Genomic DNA, 25463 nt, shown 5'->3' on the forward strand with positions numbered 1-25463 from the left:
GCACATGGCCCCCACGGTAGGCGGGACCCGTGCAGACGGCATACGGACCCGGCGACGTCGTGAGACGGTGCAGGGAGCTGACCGCTGAACCGGAGTCGGCTCGCAGGCGTCTCCGGTTCTGGGAGCACGAGTGAGGAGGTGGCGGCGGCATGCCGCTCGACGACGATGCGGTCGCGGAGATCTACCGCGAGCACGGGCCGATGCTGCGGCGCGTCGTGTGGCGCGCGACGAGCGATGCCAACCGCGTCGACGACATCGTCCAGGAGGTCATCCTGCGCGTCTGGAAGCAGGCGCCCGAGGCCGAGAACCTGCGCGCCTACCTCATCACGACCGCCCGCCACCTCATCGTCGACCAGTACCGCGCGGCCGGTCGCCGTCCGCAGCAGGCCCAGCTCGTCGACGTCGCCCAGCAGGACTCCGCGCTCGACCGGGCGCTGGACCAGGTGCTCGTCGAGGAGGCCCTGGGCCGGCTGCAGGCCAACCACCGTGAGATCGTGCGCTACCTCTACTACGAACGGCTCAGCGTCGCCGAGACCTCGGAGCGGGTCGGGGTGCCGCAGGGCACCGTGAAGTCTCGCGCCTACTACGCCGTGCGCAACCTGCGCGTCATCCTCGACGAGATGGGAGTGAACCGATGAACCCCGGATCGGACGACGTGCACGTCCTGCTCGGCGCGTACGTCCTCGGTGGCCTGTCAGACGAGGACCACCGCACCTACAGCGAGCACCTGCGCACGTGCGGACCGTGCCAGGCGGAGCTCGGCCAGGTCTCCGGGCTGCCCCGTCTGCTCGACCTGGCCGGACCGGAGGGCGGTCCGCACCTGGCCGATGGTCACGCCGCCGCGCCGGAAGCCCTCTCGACCGAGCAGGGCGACGCGCGCGTCACGACGCTGCTCGGCGAGGTCGCGCGACGTCGTCGCCTCCGGCGAGCCTGGCTCACGGCCCTTGCGGCTGCGGCAGCGGTGATCTTCTTCGCCGGGGGCGCGTGGCTCGGCCCGTCGCTCGTCGCGACGACCACGCCGGCGCCGGCGGCGTCGGCAACCCCGGCAACCCCGGCAGCGGCGCACGTGGCGGTGGCGGCGGTCCCCGGCAGCTCGGTCCGGATCGACGTCGCGCTCGTGAAGCGCGGCTGGGGCACCCAGCTCGACATCGACTGCGAGGACATGCCGACCAACGGCGAGCTCGCCCTCTGGGTCATCGACGCGAAGGGCAAGGCCACGACCGCCGCCTCCTGGCGCGCGACGGCAGCCGGATACTCCCGCGTCACCGGGGCAACGGCGTTGAGCCCCAACGAGATCCAGACCCTCGAGGTGCGCACCGGCACGGGGAAGGTGCTCGCCTCCGCCCAGACGTGACCTGACGCCCTCAGAGCCCTTCGGTGAGGCGGATGCAGTGCCACGAGATGGGCGGCAGGGTTGCCGTGAGGGTGGTGCCGTCGACCGTCGCGTCCCCCGGACGCGGGACGACTCGGTCGGGCTGTGCCTTGGTGTTGGTCGTCGAGGTGTCGTCGTCGTGCAGCTGGAGGTGCTCGACGAGGGTGTATGCCGTGCGGTCGTGGGTTGACGACGAAGACGGCGAGGTCACCGGTCTCGGGGTCGTGCGTCGCGGTGACGACGACCTGGTCGACGGGCCCGAAGGCCGTGGTCTCCACCGTGTCGCAGGCGACGGCAGGGCGCAGCACGGTGCCACCGGCATACTTCGCCGTCAGCGCGAAGGGGTGGAAGATCGTCTGCTTCCACGACGCGCCTCCGGGGCGGGTGACGATGGGCGCGATGACGTTGACGAGCTGCGCCTGGCACGCCATCGAGACACGGTCCGTGTGCTGCAGGAGGGTGATGAGAAGGCTGCCCACGACGACGGCGTCGGTCACGTCGGAGACGTCCTCGATGAGCTCGGGGGCCTCACGGATCTCGAGCGAGCTCTCGGCGTGGACGCGGTCCTGGAACCACACGTTCCACTCGTCGAAGGAGACCATGATCCGCTTGTCGCCCCCCTGACGGCGGCGACGTGGTCGGCCGTCGCCACGACGGACTCGATGAAGCGGTGCATGTCCTCGCCGCTCGCGAGGAAGGAGTCGGCGTCGCCGTCGACGGGCTCGTAGTAGGCGTGCGCCGAGATGTGGTCGACGAGGTCGAAGCAGCGCTCGAGGACGACGCGCTCCCACGTGCCGAAGGTCGGCATGCCGCGGTTGGACGACCCGCACGCGACGAGCTCGAGCGTGTCGTCGACGCGGCGCATGGCGCGGGCGGTCTCCTCGGCGACCCGGGCATACTCCTCGGCGGTCTTGTAGCCCATCTGCCAGGGGCCGTCCATCTCGTTGCCGACGCACCAGACGCGGATGTCGTGCGGCTCGACGTGGATTGCAACGGTTACCGAAAACTGTCCAGAGCCTGCCCGCGGTCAGAACGGGCGGCGCCGCCGGGCGCTAGCCTGTTGCTCGGACGAGGCGGTCGAGGAGCGGGAACGGACGGAGGCACGGTTGGCGGCGCGGCTCAGGGACGTGGCAGAACGGGCAGGAGTGTCGGTCAAGACGGCCTCCAACGTCCTCAACCACCATCCCCACGTCAAGGCGAGCACGCGCGAACGTGTCGAGGCCGCGATGGCCGAGCTCCACTACCGACCGAACCTCTCCGCCCGCAGCCTCAAGCACGGACGGGCCGGCTTTCTCGCCCTGGCCGTGCCGGCGATGGACTCCCCCTACTTCGCCGAGCTCGCGGCCCGGATCACCGAGGAGGCGGCCGCTCTCGGCTTCATCGTCCTGCTCGACGTGACCGGCGGCGACGCCGACGCCGAGCGGGTCGTCCTCGAAGGCATGCGCTCGCACGTCATCGACGGCGTCATCTTCTCGCCGCTCGCCCTGTCCGCCGACGAGATCAGCAGACGTGCAGACAGCCTGCCCATGGTGCTCCTCGGTGAGCGCCCGGTTCCGACCGGCTTCGACCACATCGCCGTCAACTCGGTCGCTGCTGCCCGCGCCGCGACGGAACACCTTGTCGCACAAGGGCGTCGACGCATCGCCGCCGTGGGCCGCGAGTCCGTCAAAGGCACGGCCTCGGCGCGGTTGCGTGGCTACCGCCAGGCCCTCAAGGGGGCCGGCCTGCCCTACGACACCGACCTCGTCATCGGGGTCCCGCACTTCGAGCGCGCCGACGGCCACACCGCGATGCAGCAGCTGCTCGACCTGCCCGAGCCGCCCGACGCCGTCTTCTGCTTCAACGACCTCATGGCCATCGGGGCGCTGCGCGCCTGCGTCGAGGCCGGCGTGCGGGTGCCGGAGGAGGTCGCCATCGTCGGGTTCGACGACATCGCCGAGACCCGCTACGCCAACCCGACCCTCACGACGATCTCTCCCGACCTCACCGGCCTGGCCCGGGCCGCCCTCGAGCTGCTGTCACGCCGGATCGACGGCGACGACGGCCCCGCCGAGGACGTCGAGGTCGCGTGGACGCTCGAAGCGCGGGAGACGACCCTCGGGGTGCGCCGCCGGAGCAACTCACGAGGAGATGACTGAGAACACCAGCGCGTCCGACGATCCGCCGTCGAGGGTGAGGAAGTTCCGGAGACGCCCCTCCTGCTGGAAGCCGGCGCTGCGGAGGACGTGCTGGGACGCCTCGTTGTCGGGCTCCACCCAGGCCTCCAGACGCCGGAGGTCCAACGCCTCGAGCGCCCAGGGGGCGACGAGGCGAACTGCAGCCGTTCCAGCCCCGCGTCCGCGGGCCTCAGGGACGATCCAGTACCCCAAGTCCGCCCACGTGCGGTTGTGGCCGCACGGCCACCCAGACCAGCCCGATGGCACGGTCGCCGTCGACCTCCACGACGGCTTGCGACACACCCTCGCGGCTCTCGCCTCGAGTCCACTGCCGATGGATGAAGGCCAGCCCCTCAGCGGGCGTGAAGGCGGCCGGGACGGTCGTGCCTCTCGAGATGCTGGCGTCGGCCCCGGCGAGCCGGATGCAGTCGACGTCGGCCTCCCGCCACCTCCTGAGGGCGATGCGCCCGTCACTCAGCGGAGGGTCCGGATACGGCAGAGGTTACCTGTCACGGCTCGATCCTGTCTCACCGGTCGCCTGGCGTCAGCGTGGGTCGGAGTGCGCCCCGGTGCCCTTCACCGTCGTGACGGCGTCGCCGCGGTCGCGCCATCCGCGCCGAGCCTGCGCCACGGCGACCGCCGCGATGAGTCCCGGGACGAGGAGCAGGAGCTGGGCCACGCTGTACCGGCGGATCTCCGCGGCGATGTCCGCCCCCTCGAGCTCCGCGGCCAGCCTGGTCGAGGGATAGAGCGTGACCGTCTGCGCGGCAAGGGCTCCGTAGCCGAGACCGCACCCGATCAGCCACACGCCCCACCATCCGCCGCCGTGCGCGGCCAAGACGATCCCGAGCAGGATCAGGCACGCGGTCCCTACGACGAACTCCGCCAGAATGAGCCGGCGCCTTCTCAGAGTGCCGGCAGCTCCGTGCATGTCGAGGGCCACGAACCGGCGAACGCTCCATCTCGACGTGGGCATCCGACCATCATGCACCCCGTTCCTCCGTCTTCACTCGATCGGCGAGTCCGAGAATCTCACACACGCGCGAGGTGTCAGCAGTGGATCTTCTGGCCACGCCATTCGCGTGCCAGGACTGCGTACTGGTACTCGTCGACCCACCCGAGCTCGGCGTGCCAGAGGGCCTCCACGGCGTGCTGCTCACGGCGCATGCCGGCCCGCTCGAGGACCCTGACCGAGGCACGGTTGTCGGCGTTGCAGGCTGCCGTGACTCGCCGCAGGCCGAGCCCGTCGAACGCGGCAACCAAGAGCGCTCGGGCCAGGGCAGTCCCGACCCCTCTGCCGGAGGCGGCAGGATCGACGATGTATCCGATGACCCCTTCGGTGCGCTTCGGCATACCGGGCTGGCCGTAGCCGTCGACGACGTCGAGGAAGCCCATGGCCACGACCTGCCCGTCCTCGTCAGCGATGCACGAGTAGTCGGTGTCGCTGGCCGGAACCTCGAGCCATTCTTGACGGAACATGACGGGGTCGACGTGATTGCGGACCATGAAACGGTTGACGCCAGGCTCATTGCGGAAGGTCAGAAGAGTCTCGATGTCGGCAGGACCGGCCTCGCGAAACGTGAGCGACCCATGACGGATGGGCCACGGGCTTGCCTTCATGAGAAGGCATCATGGCCCGAGCCGTGATGCAGGGCAACGGCTTTCGAGGTTCAGTGACCCGCTACGACCACCTGGGACCAGGTCTCGCCTCGGTCGATGCTCTTCCAGTAGGCGCCTGATCCGTCGCCGGAAAGGGCGTAGAACGTCGCGCCGCCCGGGGCGCCGACCCACGCCCACCCGTGGTCGGGCAGCGGCGGGGCCGACCTCGGCTGGCGCCAGGTGGCGCCTCCGTCCCTGCTGAGGCTCATCGAGCCGTGGACGTCTGGGCTCCCGCCGGAGACGGCGAGAAGGGTCCGCGCGTCGGCGGCCGCGAAGGAGGCCGTGCCCGCATTGACGAGCAGGAGTGGCTCTCCCAGGACCCGACGCCAGCTGGCGCCGGCGTCGCTGCTCGACTGGACGGCATACCCGATCTGTCCTGCGGCACCGCCGGAAGGGCACACGGTGAAGAGGGTCGTCCCGGCTGCTGCGGTGACCAGCCGGACCGTCTGCCCGGTGCCGCACGAGGTGGGTGCGGCGCGGTGGAGGCCGTCGGGCGCGACGACGACAGGCGTCGGGGCCGGTCGCCCGGCGACGGGCACGACGACCGGCGAGACGAAGGCCTGCCCGCCCTGCCAGGAGATCGGGGCATCCTGCACGCCGGAGCCGCCGTCGATCGTGCCTGCGACGTCGGTCGCCGAAGCGGCGGTGACAGGGGCCCGGACGACGCTGATGGCGCCGTGGCACGTTCCGTCCGTGCACCCCGGCGCCGTCGTCAGCACGACGTCGGTGCCGTCGGTCTCGAGGCCGATGACCTCGCCACCGGGGTGCGGGTAGTCCTGCCAGGTGGCACCGCCGTCGGTGGTGCGCATCGCGGCACCGCCGAAGGCCCACCCGACCGATGCGCTGGCGAACCGCACCTGGGTCAGCGTTCCCGCACCGCCGAGGCGACCGGTGGTCGACCCCGGGGCGGCGGTCGAGGCGGGGAAGGTGTGCAGGAGGTTCCAGCTGGCGCCGTTGTCGCTCGATCCGGCCAGGGCAGGACACTGACCGCCCGGGCAGGCGACGGTCCCGAGCGCGAAGAGGTGGCCGGGCGCACCGGTGGTGAGCGAGCGCACGGCGAACGATGCCGGCACGGGTGCCCCCGACGGCGGCAGCGATGGTGACAGCGACGGTGACACCGGCGTCGACGTCGAGGGGGTCGGCGTCGGCAGGCTGGAGCTGGTCGGGCGAGGCGACGGCGGGGGCGACCCGACGACCGATGACGACAGGACGGGTCCGGCCGGCACCGGCGTTGTGCCACCCCGCCCCAACGTCGCCACACCGACCGCCCCGAGCACCACGGCCGCGGCGGCGGCGCCGGCGGCATACCGCAGCCACGGGCGCCGCGACCGAGCCGAGACCTCGACGATCTCTCGCCACCGCGCCGGGTCGGCGTCGAGGGTCGGGGCGGCGGTGCGCTCCCGGGCGAAGAAGTCGCGCACGAGGGCAGCGTGCGGGTCGGCGGGGGTGCCCGCCGGGTCTCGGGGGGTGCCGCCCCGCGGCTCGTCACTCATCGCACGTCCTCCAGCTGTGCCGCCATCCGGCGGCGCGCATCGAACAGGTCCCGCTTGATCGCCCCTTCTGACTTCCCGAGCCGCTCGGCCACCGCCGCCACCGGCAGGTCGGCGTAGTAGTGCAGGATCACGGGCAGTCGCAACGCGTCGGGCAGCGCCAGGACGACCTCGCGGACGGTCAGCACGGTCGCGGAGTCTCGGTCGATGCTCCCCGACGGCGCCCCGAGCCGGCCGTAGGCGGCTCCCTCCCGGGAGCGCTTGCGCCAGTGGTCCCTCACGAGGTTGGCCGTGACGGTGTAGAGCCATGCCCGCGGCTCGTGGACGGTGCCGCCGTCGCGCACGAGCCGCGCGAAGGCCTCCGTCGCGAAGTCGTGCCCGAGCTCGGTGTCACCGACGAGGCGTGCGGTCCAGCCGGCGAGCCTGCCGTAGTGGGCGTCGAAGAGCTCGCTCACGTTGGCGTCGGTCTCGTTGGCGTCCGGCTCGTGGGCGCCTGTCTCGTGGGAGGCGCGCGGATCGCGCATCGCGGCCTCCCGAGGATCGAGCCTCACGGCTCTCGTCTGCTGTGACACGCCATTGTGACGCCGCAGCACGGGCACCGGTTGGTTCTCCGTGCCGACGCGTCGGCGTCAGCGACCGAACCGCGCGTCGTAGACGGCGTGCAGCTGGCCGTCCTGCTCCGCGGCGTTGCCGACGGCGAGCGTCAGGGTGCCTCCGTTCGCATCGTCGTAGTAGGTGACGTACGTGGTTCCGGCCGCGCCCTGGGCGAAGATCCGCCGCCAGTGGCCACCGCCCGGGTCCGCGTGGCGCCAGAGTGCACTGGCCACCATCGTCGTCGCGTAGCGCTGCACCGCGGCGTGATCGCCACGGCCCCAGGCCCGCACCAGCTGGTCGGCGTAGCCCACCGGCCCGATGGGACGTGCCTGCGAGAACCGCACGTCGTATGCCGCCTGCTCGACTCCCTGGCTGAGCAGCACGTCGCTGACGGCGAGCGTGACCGTGCCGCCCCGGGCGTCGTCGTGGTACGTGACGTAGATGGTGCCGGCGGCGCCCTGCCACTCGATCCGTCGCCAGCTCACGCCTCCGGGGGTGGAGTAGTCGAAGAGAGCTGCGACGACCGAGGGGGTTGCGAGAGCGGCAGCCCCGGCCCGGTCACCGCGACCCCAGGCCCGGACGAGCTGGTCGGCGTGGAGCACGGGGTCCGTGGTGCTGGCCTGTGCCGCGGTGGTGACCGGGGACGTGGCCGGCGAGGCGGGCGCCGACCCGGCGGCCACGGCCGGGGCCGCCAGAACGGCGCCGGAGGTCAGCAGGGCGATGCAGGGATAGGTGATCTTCATGGCGGTCTCCCAGAGGACTCAGGACGGTGTCTCCGTCCTTGCTCCTGAGACGCCGCGGATGGCCAGTGGGTTGGGGTCGCTCGACACCGACTTGTCGATGGCAGTCACCGTTGCCGGACTGCGTAGGTCAGGTGGGTCACCCGCTCCGTCGGCTCGGCCCGAATCGGCTCCAGGGCTACGCGGCCCGCGTCGACGCCCTCGAACAGACGGATCCCGGAGCCGAACAGCACCGGCGAGAGCGCGATCGAGAACTCGTCCACCAAGCCGGCGTTGACGTACTCCAGGATCGTCGCGCCGCCGCCGGCGATGCGGACGTCCCGGTCCCCGGCCGCCTCACGGGCCTGGTCGAGCGCGGACTCGATGCCGTCGTTGACGAAGTGGAAGGTGGTCCCCGGACGCTTCCACGGGTCACGCTCCTCGTGCGTCACGACGAAGACCGGCGTGTGGAACGGCGCTTCCTCCGGCCACGCCTGCTCTCCGGCGTCGAACATGCGCTTGCCCATCACGCTCGCCCCGGTGCGCTCGAACGTCTCCCTCAGGATGTCGTTGTCGCGCCCCTCCTCGCCGCCCCCGCCGAGCTTGAGGTTCTCCCGGAAGAACCGCTGCGGGAAGACCCACCGCTGCAGCTCCATCCACTGCCGCCCCATCAGCTCCTCGGCCGACTCGGGCGCGATGAAACCGTCCAGCGACATCGACACGCTGAAGAACACCTTCCCCGCCATCAGCCCTCCGCCCCCTTCCGGACGATCTCGCTGACGTAGGCAGCGAGGTTGTTCAGGGTCTGCCGGCCGCCCTCGATCGCGTGGTACTTCTCGACCGCCTCGTCGCGCAGCTCCCTGGTGGGGAACACCGTCCCCATCTCGAGCCGGGTCGCCGCCCCGTCTGGTTCGAACCTCAGGACCGACTCGAAGGCGTTCGGGTCGCCGCGAAACTCACCGTGCAGCAGGGCGATCCGCTTCGGCGGGTCGATCTCGGTCCAGGTGATCCACTCCTGGTAGTCCGTCCCGTCCGGTCCGTGCATCACGAAGTCCCACTCCCCGCCGACCCGGAACTCGAACACCCGCGTGGTGGTCGAGAACCCTTCCGGTCCCCACCATCGCGACAGGTGCCGCACCTCGGTGAACGCCTCGAACACCAGCTCCCGCGGGGCGCTGATGAGCCGTGAGATGACGATCTCCCGGTCGGTCGTCGCCGACTGCGTATGCGTGTCGCGTCCTGTCGCTGCCATCGGTCACTCCTCCTGTCGTGCCTGCTCGAGGTCCTGCACGTACTCGTCCAGCCGGTCGAAGCTCTCGTTCCAGAACCGCTCGAACCCGCCGGTCCACTCGTGAACCGGTCGCAGCCCGCGGGCGTCGAGGCAGTACAGCCGCTGCTTGCCGGCCTTGCGATCCCGCACCAGCCCGACCTCACGGAGCACCCGCAGGTGCTTGGATGCCCCCGGCTGGGTGATCCCCAGCTCTTGCGCCAGCTCGGTCACCGGCCGCTCGCCCCCGCGAAGCAGCACCAGGATCTCCCGGCGCTGCGGCTCGGCCACCGCGTTGAAGACGTCCGACGTCGTCGCTGCACGTGCCATGGAGCCATCATATTCCGATATCGGCATGCGTCAACAGCCTCGTCACGGGTGCTTGGTGAAGGGCCATCGTCGCCGACCGCGAGCGCTCAGGGCGTGGACAACAGGTAGGCCGCCACCTCGGCCGGCCGCGAGAGGGCGGCGAGATGACCACCGGGCACGACGTCGACCTCGAGGCCGAGTCGGTCGCGGGCCACGCGACGTTGCAGCTCGAGCGGGAAGAAGCGGTCGTCGGCACCAGCGACGACGCGAGTCGGGACGTCGGGCCACGCCTCGATGTCACACGGCGTCTCGAAGGCGCGCTCGACCTCGGGACGCTCGTGCTGCGCCCCACCTGCGGCGACGACCGGGTCCACGTCGTGGAGGAAGTACGTGCCGAGGTCGAACTCTTCGTCGTAGCCACCGGCCCGGGCCGCCGCGACCCGCGCCCCTTCGGCTCCGACAGCCTCCCACCAGGCGCCGGCCGTCTCCCCCGGCAACGGCACCATCGCGTTGAGCAGCACGAGTCCGGCGACAGGGCGACGCACGGCGACGATGGGCGCCGTGAACCCGCCCATCGACTGCCCGACGACCACCACGTCGTCACGGCCGGCGACCGCGTCGAGGACGAGGGCGGCATACTCCCCCAGGCCGGCGGCCGGATCATCGCCGGGAAGGTCGATGGCCAGGGCCTCGTGGCCGGCCTGCTCGAGGAGCGGCACGACGCGGTGCCAGTACCAGGCGGCCCCGCCGGCGCCGGGCACGAGCGCGAATGTGGTCACTGTCCACATGCTAGACCTCGACGGCGCCGTCGCGCCGTGCCAAGGTGACGACATGGCTGACGACCCCTCGATCCAGGACCGCATCACCTCGCTCATCGACGAGGAGCACCGCCTCCGGGGCGCGCTCCAGTCAGGCGAGATCACCGTCGACGAGGAGCACGCACGACTGCGCAGCGTCGAGGTCGAGCTCGACCAGTGCTGGGACCTGCTGCGCCAGCGACGGGCCAAGCGCGAGTTCGGCGACAACCCGGACGACGCCCAGGTCCGCTCCGAGCGCACCGTCGAGGGCTACACGGGCTGAGCGGGCTCTCCCCCAGGACCGCTCAGATCGTGAGGCCGTGGCCGAAGCGGAAGAGCGGGTCGTCGTAGCCCGGCACGTCCTCGCCGTGGGCCCGCACCTGGTCCATGGAGCGGGGCAGGTCGAACGGCAGGCGACCCACGGGCGCGATGGTGCCGGTCAGGGCGTCGAGCAGGGCGTCGTCGCTGCTGCCGAAGCTGCCGACGACCGCCGAGGCGAAGCGCAGCAGCGGTGTCACGACGGCGGGCCGGTCGAGCACCACGTCGATGACCAGCGGGCAGACGGCGGCGATCCGCTCGAGCCGGGCGATGAGACCGGGCGGGAAGTCGAGCGACCCCTGGTGGAACCAGGACTCGAGGAAGAGGTCAGAGCGCGGGTCGAAGGGCGCCGTGAGTCGCACGACCGCCACGTCGGCGTCCTCGGGCCGCTCGACGAGCTTGCCGTGCCGGACGACCGCCTCGGGTGAGAGCCGCTCGGCGTAGATGCGCAGGCCCTGCTCGAGCGGGAGGCGACCACCCTCGTTGTGCAGCACCGTCACCGAACGGGTCTGGGCGGCATACCCCTCGTCGCGGAAGTCGCCTCGTCCCACCGTCGCTGCGGCGGCGTCCTCGTCGACGTAGGGGTCGTCGAACAGGCCGAGCCGGAACTTCACGGCGAGGATGCGGCGTGCCGACTCGTCGATGCGCGCCTCGGTGACCCGGCCGTGCGCCACGAGGTCGAGGAGGATGTCGACGCACTCCTCGCCGCCGAACTGGTCGGCCCCGGCCTCGAGGATGAGCTCCATCCGGCCGTGCGGGTCGAGGTGCTCGACGCCCCACGCGCGGGCCGGCAGCACCTGGTCGCCGACGTGGTTGTCGTTGACGAGCTCCCAGTCGGTGACGACGACGCCGTCGTAGCCGAGCTTCTCGCGGAGCAGGCCCGTGACGACCTGCTTGTTGTAGCCGAAGCCGATCGGCTCGATGTCGACGCCGTCGACGACGAGGTCGACCGGCATCCCGTAGTACGGCATGATCCCCGCCGTGCCGGCCTCGATGATCGACGGGAACGGCTTGAGGTGGTCGGCGAATCGCCCACCGGGGTAGACCTGCTCGCGCCCGTAGGGGAAGTGCGCGTCCTCGCCGTCCTTCTGCGGTCCGCCTCCCGGGAAGTGCTTGCTCGTGCACGCGACACTGCCCGGCCCGAGCGAATCCCCTTGGAAGCCCTTGAGATACGCGACACCCAGCTCTGTCACCAAGTCAGGGTCCTGACCGAACGTGCCCGCCTGGCGCGCCCAGCGCGGCTCCGTCGCGAGGTCGAGCGTCGGGTGCAGCGCGGCGCGGATGCCGACCGCGGCATACTCCTGCCGGGCGATGTCGGCGAAGCGCCGCACCGCGTCCGCGTCGCGCAGCGCCGCGAGCCCGAGCGGCTCGGGCCACTGCGAGAAGGCACCGGCGGAGAAGGAGACCCCGACGTTCTCGATGAACGCGTGCCGCGGGTCGGTCGACACCGTCACCGGTATGCCGTGTGGTGTGCGTTCGGCGAGCGCCTGCAGGGCGTTGCTCCACCGGGCCGCCATCCGCGGGTCGTCGAGCGCGTGGACGTTGAAGTGGTTGAGGTGCTTCTCGAGCACGACGGCGCTCGTCGGCGACTTGCTGATGGCACCCGGCTGCTCGAGCACCGTTCCGTCCGAGCCGGCCTCGATGACGGTCTGGAACATCAGCCCGACCTTCTCCTCGAGGGAGAGGCGACCGAGCAGGTCCTCCACACGCTCCTCGACGGGCCGGCGCGGGTCCTCGTAGGGGTCCATCCGGCCGTTGCCGTTCAGGTCGCGGTAGGCGACGCCGTCCTGGGTGGTTCGGAGCTCGGGGCGCACGGGTGAAGCCTTTCGTTCGGTGAGGGGCTCGTGGCCGCCCGACGCGTGCGGTCGGGCGGCCACGAGTTCTGGGGGGCGGTCAGGCCACCGGGCTGGCGCCGAACTGCTCGATGCCGATGACCGGGCGCAGTCGGCTCTCGACAGCCTTGGTGCTGAACGCTCGTCGGATCACGTCCTGACCGAGGACGTTGCCCACCGAGCCCATGATCATCGCCTGGTCGAGGGAGAGGTAGCGACGCGCGACGGTGCCCGACCGCACGGCCACGGCGTCGAAGAAGCCACCCCGGCCGTAGGAGTCGAAGTCGGCCTGCAGCTTCGCCAGGTTGGCGTACGCCTCACCCGGCTCGTGCATCATCGCGAGGAAGGACGCGTGCGGCGTCACGACACCGTCGCCGTAGGTCGGCGTCGGGTTCGTCGCCGGACGGCAGTCGCCGAACCCCGCGTCGTAGTTCGTCTTCTGCTCGTCGGAGAAGTAGCCGTCGGGGTTGAGGCCCAGGGCGTCCACGCCGTACTCCCGGTAGCCGCCGAAGGGGTCGCTCGACGGGCTGAAGCCCCAGTAGCCGTAGCCGGCCTCGACGAGACCGTGCTCGCGCTGGGCCCGGACGTGGAGCGGGTGGTTGCGGCCCCAGCTGTTCGGTGCCCAGCGGGCCTCGTCGACGAAGACGTCCGGCATGAGCTCCTCGAACATCGAGCCGCCCCAGCCCGGCACGATGTGCATGCCGCGGTAGGTGTAGGCGCCCTCGTAGACGTCGACGCCGAAGTACGTCCGGTTGACGCCCGTCGGGCGGGACTCGGGCCACGACCAGTCGCACGCGTCCGGGAAGGTGCGCCACGTCGCGTAGTACGCCGTCGCCGGCACCTGGCCCGTGAGGATCCCGAGGTAGGTCGTGATGCGGGTCTCGGAGACAGCCGTGTCGTAGTGGTGGTTGGTGTACCAGACGTCCGGACCGACGCCGATGTGGTTGCCGGTGTAGCCCGCGAAGCCGGGAGGCGGCGGGGCGTCATAGAAGCCGCCGTGCATGAGGCCGCCGGGACGCACCCCGGGGTGCGCGGTGTCCGAGTCGTAGAACATGTCCCAGCGCATCCGGTCGAAGATCCGCTTGGCCCACTGGCCGGCGGCGCGATCGGAGTTCATGACGACGATGAGGGCCGCTCCGAGCCAACCGTTGTCGACGCTCGAGAGGAACGGGTAGACGCGATTCCCGTCGTCCGGCCACGTCGTGAGGACCGCGCCCGTGGCAGGGTCGTACCAGTTGTAGTACATCCCGCTCGGCGTGTGGTGCTGCATCCGATCGACCGTCTTGAGGGTGCCGATCATCCGGGCCGTCGCCTCGCCACGCGTGATGATGCCGAGCTCGCGGGCTGCGATGGTCGACCACAGGTAGCCGCCGATGTTGGTCGGCGACGTGTAGCCCGAGCGGTCCTTGGCGGCGAGCGACTCCGGGATGTTGTCGGCCGGCAGGCCGGTCCTCGGGTCGGTCATCGCGACGATGCTGCGCCACGTGTCGGCGGCCCAGCCGTGCAGGCGGCGGCTGTCGAGGACGGGGGCGCCGCGTCGGATGAGCGCGGGCGTGGACCGGGCGGGGGCCGTTTGTGCTGCGGCCGCGGGAGCCAGGGCGAGCGCCGCCACGGAGGCGGCGCCCCCGATGAGCAGGCTGCGCCGGCTGGTCGTGGGGATCGTGAGGTCGGACATGGGCTGTGCTCCGTTTCAGGTTCGGTTCACGCTTGCGTCGAGGGGTCGGAAAATGGGGGGTCCCGGCGCGTTACTTCAGGCCGGTGGTCGCGATGCCCTCGATGAAGCGCTTCTGGAAGATGAGGAAGACCACGAGGATCGGGATGATGACGACGGTCGCGCCCGCGAGCAGCAGCCCGTAGTTCGTGCTGTTCTGGCCGGTCGAGTAGAGGGCGAGGGCCACCGGGAGGGTGTACCGGTCCTCGGACTGCGCCACGACGAGCGGCCACAGGAAGTTGTTCCAGCTGCCGAGGAACGTCAGGATCCCCAGCGTCGCCAGGGCGGGGCCGCAGAGCGGCAGGATGATGCGGAAGAAGATCCGCAGCTCTCCGGCGCCGTCGACACGTCCCGCGTCGAGCAGGTCCTTGGGCAGCCCGAGGATGAACTGGCGCATGAGGAAGACGCCGAACGGGCTGACGAGGAACGGCAGGAAGAGGCCGGGGATGGTGTCGATGAGACCGGCGTTCGCGACGAGGACGAAGAGCGGCACGAAGGTCACGACGCCGGGGATCATCAGCGTGCCCATGACGGCGATGAAAATGGCCTTCTTGCCCTTGAAGTCGAGCATCGCCAGGGCGTAGCCGAGCATCGAGCAGAAGATGAGGTTGCCGGCCGTCACGACGACCGCGACGACGATGGAGTTGGTGAAGTACTTCCCGAAGCTCAGCTTGCTGAACAGCTGGGTGTAGTTGTCGAGCGAGGCGTGCTGGGGCAGCCAGGTCGGCGGGATCTGACGCAGCTCGCCCTCGCCCTTGAAGCTGCCGAGCACCATCCAGGCGAACGGGGCGATGACGGCGACGAGCGCGACCACGAGCACGAGGTAGAGCCACCAGCGGCCGCCCTGGCTCGCGCCGACCATGCCGGACCCGGTCCTGCCCGAGCGGGTCCGCCGGTTGGCCCGGCCCGGTGCGGGAGCCGGTCCGGTCGGCCGCGTTGCGGTGTCGACGGACATGGTCAGGTCCTCTCTCGGAGCAGGCGGAACTGGAGGGCGGTTACGATCGCGATGACGACGAAGATGAGGTAGCTCATCGCCGATGCGAGGCCGTAGTTGCCGAAGCCGAACTGCTGGTAGGTGTACATCGACAGCGAGACCGTGCTGTTCAGCGGTCCGCCCTGGGTCATGACGAACGGCTCCTCGAAGAACTGGAGGTAGCCGATGGCGGTCGTGACCATGACGAAGAGCAGGGTCGGGCGCAGCAGCGGCATGGTCACGAAGCGGAACCGCTTCCACGCGCTCGCGCCGTCGATGGCGGCCGCCTCGTGGAGCTCGGCGGGCACCGCCTGCAGGCCGGCGAGGAAGATGATCATCGCCGTGCCGAAGTTGCGCCACGACGCCATGAGGATCAGCGAGGGCATCGACCAGTGCGGGTCGCCGAGCCAGTTGGGCCCGGTGATGCCGACCCAGCCGAGGGCCGTGTTGATGAGGCCGCCCGGGTCCTGCAGGAGGAAACGCCACACGACGGCGACGGCGACGATCGAGGTGATGACCGGCATGTAGAAGCCGAGGCGGAAGATCGCCCGGAAGCGGGTGATCCCCTTGTCGAGCGCGACCGCCGCGGCGAGGGCGACGACGAGCGTCAGCGGCATACCGACGAGCACGAAGTAGGCGGTGTTGCCGGCCGCCTTGCGGAAGGTGGGGTCCGACAGCGCCTTGGTGAAGTTGTCCAGCCCGATGATGTTGACACTGAAGGGGTGTCGCAGGTCGCGGGCCTTGGTGTCGGTGATGCTCATGAAGAGGGACTGGATCACCGGCCAGGCGGTGAAGGCGAGGAAGAGCAGGCAGAAGGGGATCGCGAGGATCCAGGCCGCCCGCCCCTCCCGTCGGCGGGCCGTCCCGGCCCGCCGACGGGACCCTCCGTCGCCGGTCCCCCGGGACGACCCGTCGTCGGGCCGTCCCGGGGCGGTGATCGGAGGTGGCGTCACGGGCCCGGTGGGGGACCCGGTCGTGCCGGTCTGGGCGGTCATCGGACTACAGACCCGTCCCGATGGAGTCGGCCTGCTGCTGGGCCGTCTTGAGGCCGGTGGCCGGGTCCTCACCGGTCTTGGTGATCTTCTCCATCTCGGTGTCGAGACCCTTGACGGCCTGCTCCCACGTCGGGAACGACGGCGGGGCCTTGGCCGTCTCGAGCTGCTTGCCGAAGACGGCGAGCTTCTTGTCCGAGGACAACGACGGGTCCTGCCAGGCGCTCTTGACCGAGGGGAGGTCGGTCGAGATGGAGTACCACTTCGACTGGACCTTCGGGTCGGCGAGCCACGAGACGAACTTCCACGCGGTGTCGCGATTCTTCGTGTTCTTGAAGACGACGAAGTTCGAGCCGCCGACGAACGAGGACGACCCGGCGGAGCCGGCGGGGATCGGCGCGACGTTGTACTTGTCCTTGAAGCCGGCGCCGCCGACCTTCTCGACCGCAGCCATCTCCCACGGGCCGGAGATGAACATCGGGACCCGTCCGCTGGCGAAGTCGGGCTCGGTCGTCGGGGTCGCCGGGGCGCTCTTGTCGGAGATGCCGTCGGTGAAGAACGACTGGTAGTACTGCGTGGCCTTGAGCAGCTGCGGGCTGTCGAAGTTGTAGGCCTTGCCGCCGTTCTTCGTCAGGTCCGCGCCGTCGCTCCACGCGAAGGGCATGACGGACTGCCACGAGCCCTCGCCGCCGGCCTGCAGGCCGATGCCCCACTTCGCGCCGGCCTTGGTCTGCATGGCCTTGGCCATGTCGTGCAGGCCCTTCCAGTCCGTGGGGACGGACTCGTAGCCGGCCTTCTTGGCCAGGTCGGAGCGGTAGTAGACGACGCGCGTCTCGACGTACCACGGGATGCCGTAGGAGGTGCCGTTCACCTCGGTCGTCTTCTGGGCGCCGTCGAAGAAGGCGGACTTGTCGATCTGGGCGGGCGTCGGGTCGAGCGCGTCGCTGCTGGCGAACTCACCCATCCACGTCGTGCCGACCATGGCGACGTCCGGCGTCTTGCCGGCGGTGATGGCGGTCGTGAACTTGTCGTGTGCGGCAGACCACGGGATGGCCGTGACCTGGACCTTGACGCCGGGGTTGGCGGCCTCGAAGTCCTGGGTCAGCTTCGACAGGTTGTCGCCCTCGGCACCCATGGCCCAGACGGTGATCGTGCCGGTGGCCTTGCCGCTGCTGACGGCGGCCCCGGTCTGGCCGGCGGCGCCGCCGTTGTCGGCGCTGCGACCGCAGGCGCTCACGGTGAGGGCCGCGGCAGTCATGCACGCGACCGTGATGGCTGTGGTGCGTCTCATCGGTGTCTCACTTTCTCGGTGTTCTCCGACGGCTGTGTCGGGAGCGTGGGGTGGGGTCGGGTTCAGGTTCAGGTTTCGGGGAGGCGGTCAGCGATCGCCGCAGCCGCAGGATCCGCGGATGACGACCTCGGTCGGCAGGATCTGGGGCTCCAGCCGGGGCTGGTCTCCGCAGACGCGCTGGTGCAGGCGCTCGGCGGCGATGACGCCGAGCTCGTGGACGGGCTGGCGCACGGTCGTCAGTCCGGGCCGCACGTAGCGGGAGGTCATGACGTCGTCCCAGCCGACGACGGCGATGTCACGGGGCACGTCGCGGCCGGCGTCCTGCAGGTGGGTCATCACCGCCAGGGCGAGCTCGTCGTTGGCGCAGACGAGGGCATCGGTGTCGATCTCGCCGGCGAGCACGCGTTCGGCGACGGCCTCACCCTCCCCCTCGCGGAAGGGGACCCGGACCGGCTCGGCCGGTTCGAGGCCACGGGCGCGGTGGGCGGCGACGAAGCCGGCGTGACGCTCGTTGATGTCCGGGGCGCCCCCGGGGTCACCGACGAAGACGAGCCGGGTGCGGCCGTGGGCCAGCACGTGCTCGGTGAGCTGCTCGGCGCTGTGGGCGTTCTCGGCGCGGACGCTCTCGATGCCGTCCTGGGGTGCGCCGGCGATGATGACGACGGGCTTCTGACCGTGCAGGGCGCGTGCGACGGCCGGCGGCATGGCGGCCGAGCCGAGGACCGCGATCGCGTCGACGTGGGTGGCGAGCTGGCGCACCGCGCGCGCGATGTCGGCCTTACCCTCGGTCAGCATCAACGTCACGCTCTGGCCGAGCTCGGCAGCGCGCGACTCGAAGCCCATGAGCAGCTCGGAGTAGTAGGGGCCGGAGAGCTCGGGCAGGACGAGGCCGTGCGCCTCGTGGTGCCGGACGGCGAGGCTGCGGGCCGCGCCGAGCGGCACGTAGTTGAGCTCCTCGACGGCGTCGAGGACCTTCTGCGTGGACGTCGCCGAGACCGTTCCGGCGCCTTGCAGGACCCGGGAGACGGTGGCGATCGAGACGCCCGCGCGCTCGGCGACGGAGTAGATCGTGGCGCCGGCCGGCGTGGTGGACGAGGTGGACGACGTGGTGGAGCCGGAGCGTTGGCGTGGGGTCGTCGCCACGGGCCACCTCCTTCGTCTCGTCGTCGAGTCGTCTGGCGCGCTTTGTCCATACCCACCGGGAGCGGTCGGCATTTGCTTGTAAGCGCTTACATCTGGAACACCAATAGTGCACGGATCGGACCGATCGCGCAAGATCGGGCCGCGACTCGGGGCCGCCAGGAGGGGCCGGCCGGGGCGTCGTCGACACCCGCCCGGCCCCTCGTCGCCAGCCGTGGCCCATACCCACTGGCGTATGCCGTGACGCCGCTACGCCGCCTTGGCACAGGCACCCGGCGGGTCGGCTAAACGCTTGCCGCAGAGCCGAATTCAGCCACGGGCGCGTGCGGTCACGCAGGTCATCCCTGCATCAGGCCGATCATGTTGCCGTCGGTGTCCGCGAGGACGGCGACGGTGCGGCCGCCACCGACGTCGGTGGCCTTCTGGGCCACCGTCGCGCCGGCCTCGACGATGGACGCCAGCGTCGCCTCGAGGTCGTCGACCGACCAGTACGGCGTGCCGCCCGTCAGGCCCTTGCGGTGCCCGTTGGGGTCGAGGGCGATCTCCTGGCCGCCGACGTTGTAGCCGACGTAGTAGGGCTGGTCGGTGTGCGGCTGGGCCCCGAGCAGGGTGGTGAAGACCTTCTTCGCGGCGTCGAGGTCGGCGACGGGGTAGATGAGCGTGTTCACAGCAGACATCGGTCTCTCCTTGGTGATGGTGATGGTGATGGTGATGGTGGTGGCGGTGATCGCGGTGTCACATCGGGTGGCACCGGTTCGTCAGTGCTATGACGGACCACGACCCGAGGATGTGACCAGATGGACGACAGCCCCCGCGAGCAGTGGCTGGCCCGCGACTTCGAGCAGCAGCGACCGCGGCTGCGCGCCGTCGCCTACCGGGTGCTCGGCTCGGCGGCGGACGCGGACGACGCCGTCCAGGAGGCGTGGCTGCGCCTCAGTCGGAGCGACACGAGCGAGGTGGCCAACCTCGCCGGCTGGCTGACGACCGTCGTCGGGCGGATCAGCCTCGACATGCTGCGGTCCCGCGGCTCCCGCCGCGAGGACAGCTGGGACGCGGGCCTGGCCGACCTCGTCGGGACGGGCGAGGGCCGTGTCGAGGCAGGTCCCACGGGCCGGCACGCGCCCGACCCGGCGAGCGAGGCCGAGCTCGCCGACAGCATCGGACTGGCCCTGCTCGTCGTCCTCGACACCCTCGCCCCCGCCGAGCGGCTCGCCTTCGTGCTGCACGACCTCTTCGGTATGCCGTTCGAGCAGATCGCGGACATCGTCGACCGCTCCCCCGCCGCCACCCGCCAGCTCGCGAGCCGCGCGCGGCGACGCGTCCGGTCCGCCGACGCCGCCGAGACGAGCCCGGCCCGCACGCGCCAGCGCGAGGTCGTCAGCGCCTTCCTCGCCGCGGCGCGCGGCGGGGACTTCGCGGCACTGCTCGAGATGCTCGACCCCGATGTCGTGCTCACGGCCGACGAGGCCGCCACGGCCATGGGCGCACCCGCGCAGCTGCGCGGCCCGGACGCCGTGGCCCAGCGCTTCAACGGCGGCGCGAAGTCGGCGCGGCTCGCAGCCTTCGACGGCGGCGTCGGCGCGGTGTGGACGTTGCACGGTGAGCCGCAGGTGGCGTTCCGCTTCACCGTCGAGGGGGACGTCGTCACCGGCATCGAGATGGTCGCCGACCGGGCCAGGCTCAGGACCATGGAGATCTACTACCTGCCGTCCTGACCGCATCGACCCGCACTGACCCACACGGACCCACACTGACCCACACCAGGGCCCCTTCGGGTGGTCGTATCGTCTGGGGTGTGGCAGAGGGGATGCGTGCGGCGGTCGTGCTCGGCTCGGGCGGGGCCCGGGGCTACGCCCACGTCGGCGCGCTCGAGGTGCTCGCCGAGCGGGGCTTCGAGGTCGTGTCGATCGCGGGCACCTCGATGGGCGCGCTCGTCGGCGGAGTCGCCGCGGCCGGCAAGCTCGAGGCCTACACCGACTGGGCGCGGAGCCTGACGCAGCGCGAGGTGTGGCGGCTGCTCGACCTCAGCATCACCTCCCCGAACGGGGCGATCCGGGCCGAGCGGATCATCGCGAAGGTCGGTGAGATCCTCGACGGTGCGACGATCGAGAGCCTGCCGATCCCCTACACGGCGGTCGCGACCGACATCAACGCGCGACGCGAGGTGTGGTTCCAGCGGGGGCCCGTCGAGCACGCGATCCGGGCCTCGATCGCGATCCCGGGCGTCATCACCCCCGCGGTCATCAACGGGCGGGTGCTCGTCGACGGCGGCCTCATCAACCCGATCCCCATCGAGCCGACCGCCGCGGCCTCGGCGGACCTGACGATCGCCATCTCCCTGTCCGGGATGCGCACCTCAGGGGGTGGTCCGACGACCCCGGTCAAGGAGTCGTCGGAACCGGTCCCGCGCGAGGAGTGGACGACCCGCCTGCGCCGCAGCGCCACCGAGGTGCTCGAGTCCGAGCGGGTCCGGGCCATCACGAGCCGGTTCGGGGGCCATGCCCGGGACCTCGACCACAACCAGACGATCCCGCCTGAGGCCCTCGACGACCTCCCGCAGTCCCCGGCGGACGCCCTCGTCGTCCGGTCCGCCGACGTCGGGCTCCTCGACCTGCTCAACATGTCCTTCGACACGATGAGCGCCCTCATCTCCCGCTACCGGATGGCGAGCAACCCCCCGGACGTGCTCGTCACCGTCCCGTCGAACGCGGTGCGCACCCTCGACTTCCATCGCGCTGCGGAGATGATCGAGCTCGGCCGCCAGCTGACGACCGAGGCCCTCGACCAGGCGGGCTACTGACCTACGCGCCTTGTCTCGGCCGGGTGTCGGTGCCGCGAGCGAGACTGACCCTGTGGTTCTCCTGCACGCCGACGCGGACGCGTTCCTCGCCTCGGTCGAGCAGCGCGACGACCCCTCGCTGCGCGGCCGGCCGATGGTCGTCGCCCACGAGGTCGTCGCGTGCCCGTCCTACGAGGCGCGCGCGCTCGGCATCCACGCCGGTATGCCGCTACGTCAGGTGCAGCGGCGCTGGCCCCAGGTGCTCGTGACGGGCTACCGCACCGAGGCCTACGAGGAGGCGTCCGCTCGGCTGTTCGAGATCTTCCACCGGTTCACTCCCCTCGTCGAGCCCGGCTCGGTCGAGGAGGCGTTCCTCGACGTCACCGGGCGCGACCAGGGCGACCCGAGGGGGATCGCCGTCGCCCTGCGCACCGCCGCTCGAGCCGAGATCGGGCTGCCGGTGTCGGTCGGGGTCGGGCGCACCAAGCTGATGGCCAAGCTCGCGAGCCGCCGCGCCAAGCCCGACGGCCTCCTCGTCGTCGACGCAGAGCTCGAGGCCCGGGTCCGACCGCGCCTGCGCCTCGACGAGCTGTGGGGTGTCGGGCCCACGACCTACGACAAGCTCCACGCCGCAGGGCTCTTCGTCGTCTCCGACCTTCATGGCCTCGACGAGGGCGACCTCAAGCGCATCGTCAGCACGGCGATGGCGCGTCGCCTCCTGTCCATCGAGCGCGGCACCGACGACGCGACGATCCGTCTCCCTCGAGCCCGCCGGTCGGTGAGCGCCAGCCGCTCCTTCCCCGCCACGCGCACGCGGTCGAAGGTCGTCGCGGTGCTCGACGGCTGCGTCGACCGGGCCGTGACCCGCGTGCTCGACCTCGACGCGCCGACCCGGCTCCCGAGCCGCCTCGAGGTGCTGGTGCGCTACGACGACGGCGCCCAGGTGCTCGAGCGCGGGCGGCTCGACGCCCCCACCCTCGACCGCGCCGCCCTGCGGACTGCCGCGGCGCTCCTGCTCGAGCGCACGGCATACGAGCGGGACGGGCGAGGCGTCACGATGGTCGGCGTGACGCTGCCGCTGCCGACTCCTGCTTGACCTCACGTCCACTCGAGGTCGCAGGATGACCGGGTGACCACTCCGACCACGACCGACGCCCTCTCCCCCGACGAGGCCGCCGCCTACCTCTCGCGCATCGGCGCCCCACCCCCGGAGGCGCCGACCTCCGCGGCGCTCGCGTCACTGCACCGGGCGCACCTGACGGCCGTCCCTTTCGAGAACCTTGACATCGCGCTCGGCCGACCCATCCGCCTCGACCGGGCTGCCTTGCTGGACAAGGTCGTCCGCGCCCGGCGGGGTGGCTACTGCTACGAGCTGAACGGCCTCTTCGCGCTGCTGCTGCGCAGTCTCGGGTATGCCGTCGACCTCGTCTCCGCGCGCGTGGCCACCGCGGCCGGCGGGCTCACCGACGACTTCGACCACGTCGCGCTCGTCGTCTCCGGCGGCCGCCTCGAGGAGCCCGTGCTCGCCGACGTCGGATTCGGCGAGGGGTTCATCGAGCCGCTCCCGCTGCACGACGACTTCGAGCGGCGCGAGCGCGGCCACACGGTGGGGCTGGCCCGGCGAGACGTCACGTGGGCCTTCCGCGAGCGCCGCGACGGCGAGGACTGGCAGGACCGCTTCGTCTTCACGACGACGTCACGCACGCTGGCCGACTTCGCCGATCGCAACGAGTGGCAGCAGACCTCGCCCGAGAGCCACTTCACCAGGTCGCGTGTCGCCTCGCTGCTCACCCCGACGGGGCGGGTCACCCTGAGCGGCACCCGTCTCATCACGACGACCCATGGCCGCCGCGACGAGAGCGAGCTCCCCGACGAGGACGCGGTCCGCGCGGCCCTCGCCGAGCACTTCGGCATCGTCTTCGATTGACGGACGCGCCGGCCCGGCCTCGATAGACTTCGGCCCATTCGGTGGCCGAGAGGGTGACATGACGCAAAACCCCGCCCAAGGATCGGATCCCGACGCCTCGGGGAGCCGCCGCCTGATGCTCCTGCTGGCCATGGCGATGTTCGTCCTCGTGGTCGACACCTCGCTCATGAACGTGTCGATCTCGGCGGTCGTCGTCGACCTGGACACGACCGCCAGCGGCGTGCAGTCGGCCATCGCGCTCGAGGCGCTGGTCTCGGCCGCCTTCATCCTCATCAACAGCAAGGTCGGCGACCTGATCGGGCGCAAGCGGGCCTACGTGCTGGGCCTGCTCGGATATGCGGTCGGCGCGCTCGCGATGACGCTCGCCCAGAGCCTCACGGCGATCATCATCTTCTGGGCGATCATCGGTGGGCTCGGAGCCTCATTGCTCCTGCCCGCGATGCAGTCGCTGATCCACGGCAACTTCGTTGGCGCCGCCCAGAAGCAGGCCTACGCACTCGTCGGCGCCTCAGCCGCCGTCGCAGCCGCGATCGGCCCCCTGATCGGCGGGTTCGTCACCACGTACCTGTCGTGGCGGGTCGGGTTCGCACTCGAGGTCCTCATCATCGTCGTCGTCCTGAGCCAGATCCGGTTGGTCCGGGACGTCGCCTACACCGGTTCGCGCAAGATCGACGTCGTCGGCGCGGTCCTGTCCGTCATCGGCATGGGCGGGGTGGTGCTCGGGATCCTCGTCTGGCAGGAAGGCGGTGAGCTCGTCGGTCTGCTCATGGCTGTCGGGGCCGTGGCCCTCGTGCTCCTGGCTCGGTGGCTGATCAGGCGCAAGCGAGCCGGTCGGGTCACCCTGCTCGACCCGGACCTGTTCCGTCACCCGAACTTCACGGCCGGGGTCTCGGGCCAGCTGCTGCAACAGGTCACGCTGGGCGGCGCCATGATCGCCCTCCCGCTCTACTTCCAGATGACGCTCGAGTACAACGCCCTACAGTCCGGCCTGTCGCTGGCCCCGCTCTCGCTGAGCATGTTCGCGGCCGCAGTGTTGGCCGGGAAGAAAGCCGGTGACCGACGCCCCGCCGCGATCATTCGCGCCGGCTTCTTACTCACGAGCCTCGGGGTGCTGGCCATCATCCCGTTCGTCCCCCGCGCCGACAACGGTTGGTACTTCGTGGTGCCGCTCGCCGTCACGGGGTGCGGCCTCGGCCTGCTGGTGTCACAGCTGAACAACTACACGCTCGCTCCCATCGCGGAGGAGCGGGTCAGCGAGGCCGCCGGAGTCAACTCCGCCGCCGGGTCCTTCGGCCTCTCCTTCGGCCTGGCCCTGGCGGGCGGCCTCATGCTCGCCACCCTGTCGTTCAGCTTCACCCGGCTGGTCGAGAACAGTCCCGTCATCCCCGCCGCGCAGCAGCAGCAGATCGCGCAGGCCCTCGAGCACGACGCCGAGATCATGAGCAACACCCAGCTCGACCAACAGATCACCGGGCAGCCGCCGGCCGTCGAGGCCGAGGTCCTGGCCATCAACGACGAGGCCCGGAACAGGTCCCTGCAGATCGCCCTGCTGGTGCCCCTGCTCGCCGGCCTGCTGGGACTCGCCAACTCGTTCCGGATGCTGCGCCTGCCCGACCAGAGGCCGTCGTCCTCCCTCGAAGGCCTCGACCTCGGCTGAGCGTCGGCTGCACGTCCAGCGCTCAGCCCCACGCGTCCTTGGTCGGACGGCACAGGCAGAACGGGTGCCCGGCCGGGTCGGCATAGACGCGGAATCCGCGCTCGGGCTGCGGCTGGGGCGGCTCGACGGGGTCGAGGGCCGTGCCGCCCAGGGCGAGCACCCGCTCGTGGGCGGCCGCGATGTCGGCGACGACGAAGTCGAGGTGCGCCTGCTGCTGGCCGCGCGGCCAGTCGGGCGACTCGTGGTCGGGCGCGAGCTGGGTCGCGATGCGCGGGCCGTCCCACACGACGTTGAACCAGTCCCCGTCGGGGTCGGCGTCGACCGTCCCACCGAGCAGGTCGGCATAGAACTGCGCCACGCCGGCCGCGTCGGCGCAGTCGAGCGCGACGCAGTCCCAGCCGATCGTCGATCCAGTGGTCTCTGAGGTCATGCGCTCACTCAACCACCAGTCGCGGACACCACGTCGCGCGCTGGAGGGCG

The 25463-nt window shown here is 71.0% G+C and carries 28 protein-coding genes and 1 pseudogene; 9 read left to right on the top strand and 20 right to left on the bottom strand.

Features of this window, described 5'->3' with window-relative positions; all coding sequences use genetic code 11:
* The first annotated feature begins 149 nt into the window (after nucleotides 1–149).
* Both AC1DIW_RS08980 and AC1DIW_RS08985 read left to right on the top strand, forming a co-directional pair.
* Entirely contained in the window at nucleotides 150–638 is a 489-nt protein-coding gene (locus tag AC1DIW_RS08980; RefSeq protein ID WP_442277590.1) for a sigma-70 family RNA polymerase sigma factor, read from the top strand.
* On the top strand, nucleotides 635–1354 hold the full coding sequence (locus AC1DIW_RS08985) for a zf-HC2 domain-containing protein (protein ID WP_478107534.1): 720 nt from the start codon (nucleotides 635–637) through the stop codon (nucleotides 1352–1354). The genes AC1DIW_RS08980 and AC1DIW_RS08985 overlap by 4 nt, the downstream gene beginning before the upstream one ends.
* A gap of 10 nt (nucleotides 1355–1364) precedes the next feature.
* Here AC1DIW_RS08985 and AC1DIW_RS08990 read toward each other — a convergent pair.
* Both AC1DIW_RS08990 and AC1DIW_RS08995 read right to left on the bottom strand, forming a co-directional pair.
* Nucleotides 1365–1974: pseudogene (locus tag AC1DIW_RS08990) on the bottom strand (alpha-L-arabinofuranosidase C-terminal domain-containing protein).
* Nucleotides 1866–2312 (bottom strand): hypothetical protein, encoded by a 447-nt coding sequence (locus tag AC1DIW_RS08995; RefSeq protein ID WP_478107536.1) that lies wholly within the window; start codon nucleotides 2310–2312, stop codon nucleotides 1866–1868. Before AC1DIW_RS08995 ends, AC1DIW_RS08990 begins: the two are co-directional and overlap by 109 nt.
* A gap of 187 nt (nucleotides 2313–2499) precedes the next feature.
* Here AC1DIW_RS08995 and AC1DIW_RS09000 point away from each other — a divergent pair, with 187 nt between their 5' ends.
* Nucleotides 2500–3510 (top strand): LacI family DNA-binding transcriptional regulator, encoded by a 1011-nt coding sequence (locus tag AC1DIW_RS09000; protein ID WP_478107538.1) that lies wholly within the window; start codon nucleotides 2500–2502, stop codon nucleotides 3508–3510.
* On the opposite strand, the gene AC1DIW_RS09005 is transcribed toward AC1DIW_RS09000, so the two are convergent.
* From AC1DIW_RS09005 to AC1DIW_RS09050, 10 genes are all read right to left on the bottom strand, one after another.
* On the bottom strand, nucleotides 3493–4002 hold the full coding sequence (locus AC1DIW_RS09005) for a GNAT family N-acetyltransferase (protein ID WP_478107540.1): 510 nt from the start codon (nucleotides 4000–4002) through the stop codon (nucleotides 3493–3495). The two genes, AC1DIW_RS09000 and AC1DIW_RS09005, sit on opposite strands and share 18 nt — an antisense overlap.
* Before the next feature lie 70 nt (nucleotides 4003–4072).
* On the bottom strand, nucleotides 4073–4504 hold the full coding sequence (locus AC1DIW_RS09010) for a hypothetical protein (RefSeq protein WP_478107542.1): 432 nt from the start codon (nucleotides 4502–4504) through the stop codon (nucleotides 4073–4075).
* A gap of 74 nt (nucleotides 4505–4578) precedes the next feature.
* A complete protein-coding gene (locus AC1DIW_RS09015; RefSeq protein ID WP_478107544.1) occupies nucleotides 4579–5148 on the bottom strand; it encodes a GNAT family N-acetyltransferase in 570 nt (189 codons plus the stop codon).
* Nucleotides 5149–5198: 50 nt separating this feature from the next.
* Complete coding sequence (locus AC1DIW_RS09020) at nucleotides 5199–6680, bottom strand: WD40/YVTN/BNR-like repeat-containing protein (RefSeq protein WP_478107546.1); 1482 nt, start codon at nucleotides 6678–6680, stop codon at nucleotides 5199–5201.
* Nucleotides 6677–7228: an RNA polymerase sigma factor gene (locus AC1DIW_RS09025; protein WP_478107548.1), complete on the bottom strand. Its 552-nt coding sequence runs from the start codon at nucleotides 7226–7228 to the stop codon at nucleotides 6677–6679. The genes AC1DIW_RS09020 and AC1DIW_RS09025 overlap by 4 nt, the downstream gene beginning before the upstream one ends.
* 78 nt (nucleotides 7229–7306) lie before the next feature.
* Nucleotides 7307–8014, bottom strand: a complete 708-nt coding sequence (locus AC1DIW_RS09030) for a hypothetical protein (protein ID WP_478107550.1) — start codon at nucleotides 8012–8014, stop codon at nucleotides 7307–7309.
* Between the two features lie 104 nt (nucleotides 8015–8118).
* Complete coding sequence (locus tag AC1DIW_RS09035) at nucleotides 8119–8736, bottom strand: dihydrofolate reductase family protein (RefSeq protein ID WP_478107552.1); 618 nt, start codon at nucleotides 8734–8736, stop codon at nucleotides 8119–8121.
* On the bottom strand, nucleotides 8736–9242 hold the full coding sequence (locus AC1DIW_RS09040) for an SRPBCC family protein (RefSeq protein ID WP_478107554.1): 507 nt from the start codon (nucleotides 9240–9242) through the stop codon (nucleotides 8736–8738). Before AC1DIW_RS09040 ends, AC1DIW_RS09035 begins: the two co-directional genes overlap by 1 nt.
* A 3-nt stretch (nucleotides 9243–9245) precedes the next feature.
* The gene (locus tag AC1DIW_RS09045; RefSeq protein ID WP_442277601.1) at nucleotides 9246–9587 is read right to left on the bottom strand and encodes an ArsR/SmtB family transcription factor; all 342 of its coding nucleotides are present in this window, start codon (nucleotides 9585–9587) and stop codon (nucleotides 9246–9248) included.
* Between the two features lie 86 nt (nucleotides 9588–9673).
* Entirely contained in the window at nucleotides 9674–10354 is a 681-nt protein-coding gene (locus tag AC1DIW_RS09050; RefSeq protein WP_478107556.1) for an alpha/beta fold hydrolase, read from the bottom strand.
* A 43-nt stretch (nucleotides 10355–10397) separates the two neighbouring features.
* Between AC1DIW_RS09050 and AC1DIW_RS09055 the strand changes: the two genes are divergently transcribed.
* Complete coding sequence (locus AC1DIW_RS09055) at nucleotides 10398–10646, top strand: DUF2630 family protein (RefSeq protein ID WP_442277603.1); 249 nt, start codon at nucleotides 10398–10400, stop codon at nucleotides 10644–10646.
* A 22-nt stretch (nucleotides 10647–10668) separates the two neighbouring features.
* On the opposite strand, the gene AC1DIW_RS09060 is transcribed toward AC1DIW_RS09055, so the two are convergent.
* The 7 genes from AC1DIW_RS09060 to AC1DIW_RS09090 form a co-directional block, all read right to left on the bottom strand.
* Nucleotides 10669–12495 carry a glycoside hydrolase family 3 protein gene (locus AC1DIW_RS09060; RefSeq protein WP_478107558.1) on the bottom strand — a complete coding sequence of 609 codons (1827 nt, stop codon included), beginning with the start codon at nucleotides 12493–12495 and terminating at the stop codon, nucleotides 10669–10671.
* A 79-nt stretch (nucleotides 12496–12574) separates the two neighbouring features.
* Entirely contained in the window at nucleotides 12575–14188 is a 1614-nt protein-coding gene (locus AC1DIW_RS09065) for a glucoamylase family protein (RefSeq protein WP_478107560.1), read from the bottom strand.
* A 70-nt stretch (nucleotides 14189–14258) separates the two neighbouring features.
* The gene (locus AC1DIW_RS09070) at nucleotides 14259–15179 is read right to left on the bottom strand and encodes a carbohydrate ABC transporter permease (RefSeq protein ID WP_478107562.1); all 921 of its coding nucleotides are present in this window, start codon (nucleotides 15177–15179) and stop codon (nucleotides 14259–14261) included.
* A gap of 2 nt (nucleotides 15180–15181) precedes the next feature.
* Nucleotides 15182–16192, bottom strand: coding sequence for a carbohydrate ABC transporter permease (locus AC1DIW_RS09075; RefSeq protein WP_478107564.1), 1011 nt, complete (start codon nucleotides 16190–16192; stop codon nucleotides 15182–15184).
* 4 nt (nucleotides 16193–16196) lie between these two features.
* The gene (locus AC1DIW_RS09080) at nucleotides 16197–17447 is read right to left on the bottom strand and encodes a sugar ABC transporter substrate-binding protein (protein WP_478107566.1); all 1251 of its coding nucleotides are present in this window, start codon (nucleotides 17445–17447) and stop codon (nucleotides 16197–16199) included.
* 120 nt (nucleotides 17448–17567) lie between these two features.
* On the bottom strand, nucleotides 17568–18623 hold the full coding sequence (locus AC1DIW_RS09085; RefSeq protein WP_478107568.1) for a LacI family DNA-binding transcriptional regulator: 1056 nt from the start codon (nucleotides 18621–18623) through the stop codon (nucleotides 17568–17570).
* A 335-nt stretch (nucleotides 18624–18958) separates the two neighbouring features.
* Nucleotides 18959–19297, bottom strand: coding sequence for a VOC family protein (locus AC1DIW_RS09090; RefSeq protein ID WP_478107569.1), 339 nt, complete (start codon nucleotides 19295–19297; stop codon nucleotides 18959–18961).
* Between the two features lie 120 nt (nucleotides 19298–19417).
* On the opposite strand from AC1DIW_RS09090, the gene AC1DIW_RS09095 reads away from it, so the two are divergent.
* From AC1DIW_RS09095 to AC1DIW_RS09115, 5 genes are all read left to right on the top strand, one after another.
* Complete coding sequence (locus AC1DIW_RS09095) at nucleotides 19418–20335, top strand: sigma-70 family RNA polymerase sigma factor (protein WP_478107571.1); 918 nt, start codon at nucleotides 19418–19420, stop codon at nucleotides 20333–20335.
* A gap of 80 nt (nucleotides 20336–20415) precedes the next feature.
* Nucleotides 20416–21420 carry a patatin-like phospholipase family protein gene (locus AC1DIW_RS09100; protein ID WP_442277612.1) on the top strand — a complete coding sequence of 335 codons (1005 nt, stop codon included), beginning with the start codon at nucleotides 20416–20418 and terminating at the stop codon, nucleotides 21418–21420.
* A gap of 52 nt (nucleotides 21421–21472) precedes the next feature.
* Complete coding sequence (locus tag AC1DIW_RS09105) at nucleotides 21473–22495, top strand: Y-family DNA polymerase (protein ID WP_478107573.1); 1023 nt, start codon at nucleotides 21473–21475, stop codon at nucleotides 22493–22495.
* A 33-nt stretch (nucleotides 22496–22528) separates the two neighbouring features.
* Nucleotides 22529–23326: an arylamine N-acetyltransferase family protein gene (locus AC1DIW_RS09110; RefSeq protein ID WP_478107575.1), complete on the top strand. Its 798-nt coding sequence runs from the start codon at nucleotides 22529–22531 to the stop codon at nucleotides 23324–23326.
* Between the two features lie 58 nt (nucleotides 23327–23384).
* Nucleotides 23385–24983 (top strand): MFS transporter, encoded by a 1599-nt coding sequence (locus tag AC1DIW_RS09115; RefSeq protein WP_478107577.1) that lies wholly within the window; start codon nucleotides 23385–23387, stop codon nucleotides 24981–24983.
* 22 nt (nucleotides 24984–25005) lie between these two features.
* On the opposite strand, the gene AC1DIW_RS09120 is transcribed toward AC1DIW_RS09115, so the two are convergent.
* Nucleotides 25006–25413, bottom strand: a complete 408-nt coding sequence (locus tag AC1DIW_RS09120; protein ID WP_478107579.1) for a VOC family protein — start codon at nucleotides 25411–25413, stop codon at nucleotides 25006–25008.
* Nucleotides 25414–25463 lie beyond the last annotated feature (50 nt).

It is taken from the genome of Terrabacter sp. 01T434 (assembly GCF_056398545.1).

What these genes read in the sequence shown, in the direction of transcription:
- AC1DIW_RS09075 (WP_478107564.1), bottom strand. Translation starts at nt 16,192, where the DNA reads ATGACCGCCCAGACCGGCACGACCGGGTCCCCCACCGGGCCCGTGACG.
- AC1DIW_RS09070 (WP_478107562.1), bottom strand. Translation starts at nt 15,179, where the DNA reads ATGTCCGTCGACACCGCAACGCGGCCGACCGGACCGGCTCCCGCACCG.
- AC1DIW_RS09080 (WP_478107566.1), bottom strand. Translation starts at nt 17,447, where the DNA reads ATGACTGCCGCGGCCCTCACCGTGAGCGCCTGCGGTCGCAGCGCCGAC.
- AC1DIW_RS09090 (WP_478107569.1), bottom strand. Translation starts at nt 19,297, where the DNA reads ATGTCTGCTGTGAACACGCTCATCTACCCCGTCGCCGACCTCGACGCC.
- AC1DIW_RS09040 (WP_478107554.1), bottom strand. Translation starts at nt 9,242, where the DNA reads ATGGCAGCGACAGGACGCGACACGCATACGCAGTCGGCGACGACCGAC.
- AC1DIW_RS08985 (WP_478107534.1), top strand. Translation starts at nt 635, where the DNA reads ATGAACCCCGGATCGGACGACGTGCACGTCCTGCTCGGCGCGTACGTC.
- AC1DIW_RS09050 (WP_478107556.1), bottom strand. Translation starts at nt 10,354, where the DNA reads ATGTGGACAGTGACCACATTCGCGCTCGTGCCCGGCGCCGGCGGGGCC.
- AC1DIW_RS09030 (WP_478107550.1), bottom strand. Translation starts at nt 8,014, where the DNA reads ATGAAGATCACCTATCCCTGCATCGCCCTGCTGACCTCCGGCGCCGTT.
- AC1DIW_RS09065 (WP_478107560.1), bottom strand. Translation starts at nt 14,188, where the DNA reads ATGTCCGACCTCACGATCCCCACGACCAGCCGGCGCAGCCTGCTCATC.
- AC1DIW_RS09055 (WP_442277603.1), top strand. Translation starts at nt 10,398, where the DNA reads ATGGCTGACGACCCCTCGATCCAGGACCGCATCACCTCGCTCATCGAC.
- AC1DIW_RS09020 (WP_478107546.1), bottom strand. Translation starts at nt 6,680, where the DNA reads ATGAGTGACGAGCCGCGGGGCGGCACCCCCCGAGACCCGGCGGGCACC.
- AC1DIW_RS08980 (WP_442277590.1), top strand. Translation starts at nt 150, where the DNA reads ATGCCGCTCGACGACGATGCGGTCGCGGAGATCTACCGCGAGCACGGG.
- AC1DIW_RS09120 (WP_478107579.1), bottom strand. Translation starts at nt 25,413, where the DNA reads ATGACCTCAGAGACCACTGGATCGACGATCGGCTGGGACTGCGTCGCG.
- AC1DIW_RS08995 (WP_478107536.1), bottom strand. Translation starts at nt 2,312, where the DNA reads ATGGACGGCCCCTGGCAGATGGGCTACAAGACCGCCGAGGAGTATGCC.
- AC1DIW_RS09095 (WP_478107571.1), top strand. Translation starts at nt 19,418, where the DNA reads ATGGACGACAGCCCCCGCGAGCAGTGGCTGGCCCGCGACTTCGAGCAG.
- AC1DIW_RS09015 (WP_478107544.1), bottom strand. Translation starts at nt 5,148, where the DNA reads ATGAAGGCAAGCCCGTGGCCCATCCGTCATGGGTCGCTCACGTTTCGC.
- AC1DIW_RS09045 (WP_442277601.1), bottom strand. Translation starts at nt 9,587, where the DNA reads ATGGCACGTGCAGCGACGACGTCGGACGTCTTCAACGCGGTGGCCGAG.
- AC1DIW_RS09115 (WP_478107577.1), top strand. Translation starts at nt 23,385, where the DNA reads ATGACGCAAAACCCCGCCCAAGGATCGGATCCCGACGCCTCGGGGAGC.
- AC1DIW_RS09035 (WP_478107552.1), bottom strand. Translation starts at nt 8,736, where the DNA reads ATGGCGGGGAAGGTGTTCTTCAGCGTGTCGATGTCGCTGGACGGTTTC.
- AC1DIW_RS09010 (WP_478107542.1), bottom strand. Translation starts at nt 4,504, where the DNA reads ATGCCCACGTCGAGATGGAGCGTTCGCCGGTTCGTGGCCCTCGACATG.